This window comes from Catenibacterium sp. (assembly GCF_052354645.1).
Taxonomy (GTDB): domain Bacteria; phylum Bacillota_I; class Bacilli_A; order Erysipelotrichales; family Coprobacillaceae; genus Catenibacterium; species Catenibacterium mitsuoka_A.
The window spans coordinates 1-1,686 of the sequence record NZ_DAWDDM010000357.1; the positions used below are offsets into that span (position 1 = coordinate 1).

The window sequence follows — 1,686 nt, forward strand, 5'->3', positions numbered from 1 at the left end:
ATTAACTTATCTTCCAATGAAAGGGGTTATATTTATTATGAAACATTTATATATGATGCGCCATGGACAAACTCTCTTTAATGTACGAAGAAGAATCCAAGGTTCTTGTGATTCTCCTTTAACAGAGTTAGGTAAAAAGCAGGCAGTGGCCGCAAGAGAATTACTTAAAGGTATACCTTTTGATCATTATTATTCTAGTACATCTGAAAGAGCATCTGATACATTAGAAATAGTAACGGATGGTCAAGTACCTTATACAAGACTTAAAGGGCTTAAAGAAAGAGGTTTTGGATTATTTGAAGGAGAAAGTGAAGATTTAAATCCTCATTTTGATGATTTTAAATATGATGACTTATTACCCCATTACGGTGTAGAAACATCAGAAGAAGTAAGAAACAGTTTATTTAATACTTTAACAGAAGTAATGAACAAAGAAAATCACGAAATTGTTCTTGCAGTAAGTCATGCCGGTGCTTCTATGCAATTCTTTAGTGCATTTAATGATCCAGACATTATTTTTAACTCTGGAGGATTTACTAATTGCTGTATTCTTCATTATACATATGACAACAACGAGTTTAAATTTGTAGAAATATTAAGACCAGAGGTAAAGTAGATACATATGAAAGAGAAAGTATTATTTTTTGATATTGATGGTACGCTTGTAGATAACATTTATGGAGTTCACGAAGTACCTGAAGGTGTAAAAAGAGAACTTAAAAGAATTCAAAATGATGGGCATAAGCTTTTTATCTGCAGTGGTCGTCCTAAAGCTATGATTAACCAGCAGTTCCTCGATTTGGGTTTTGATGGTTATGTCTTATATAATGGCGGTTATATCGAAATCGATGGTGAATCTATCTTTGAAGAGAGAATGGATACAGAACTTGCGACTCAGACTGTTGATATGCTTGAAGAACTGAATTGTGATTATATGATTGAAACAGCACATCATATTTATATTGATAAGCGTTATAAAGAGCTTTATACGTTCTTTAAGAACCTCGGCATGGAAGAGATGTTCTCTATGGATTTTGACCGTGATGATGTCTTAAAACGTGCCATTAAAATAGAAGCCAATGTCACAAATAAAGACAAACAGAAAGTAAGCGACTATTTAGATGGTAAGTTTGGTACTACTATTAGTTATGACCAGCATGGCAGTGATAATTCATTTGAGTTCTTTTCTCCTAGAATGAGTAAGGCAGTGGGCATTAAGAAGGTTATCGAATATTATGGTTTAGATATCAAAGATACCTATGCATTTGGTGATGGTCTTAATGATATTGAAATGATTCAGTTATGTCAGATAGGTGTAGCTATGGGTAATGCCGTAGATGAATTAAAGGCACAAGCCGATATCATCTGTAAATCTATCGATAAAAATGGATTAGAGGATATTCTTAAGGCATTATTTCCACAATAAACATCTTATCTTCACATAGGTATGATATACTCTAGTCGAGGTGATTTCATGAAAAAAGACAATGGTAAATTAGCATATTATTTACCTATTGGCATCAGTTTAGGTGTCGTATTTGGTATTTGTTTTGACAATATAGGTATAGGAATCTGTTTAGGTGTCGGTGCTGCCCTTTCATTGTTTCCGATAAAAAAATAATCCTCCGCAAGGAGGATTATTTCATTATTCGATTGTAATTACACGATGATCAAGACGGGGTGATG

Annotated in this window: 3 protein-coding genes; all 3 read left to right on the forward strand. The window is 33.5% G+C overall.

Features of this window, described 5'->3' with window-relative positions; translation table 11 throughout:
* Positions 1–616: histidine phosphatase family protein (locus ACT8VG_RS10945; RefSeq protein ID WP_444195897.1), on the forward strand; the 616-nt coding region annotated here is incomplete at its 5' end.
* 6 nt (positions 617–622) lie between these two features.
* Positions 623–1,426: an HAD family hydrolase gene (locus ACT8VG_RS10950; RefSeq protein ID WP_444195898.1), complete on the forward strand. Its 804-nt coding sequence runs from the start codon at positions 623–625 to the stop codon at positions 1,424–1,426.
* Between the two features lie 48 nt (positions 1,427–1,474).
* Complete coding sequence (locus ACT8VG_RS10955; RefSeq protein WP_270396162.1) at positions 1,475–1,621, forward strand: hypothetical protein; 147 nt, start codon at positions 1,475–1,477, stop codon at positions 1,619–1,621.
* Positions 1,622–1,686 lie beyond the last annotated feature (65 nt).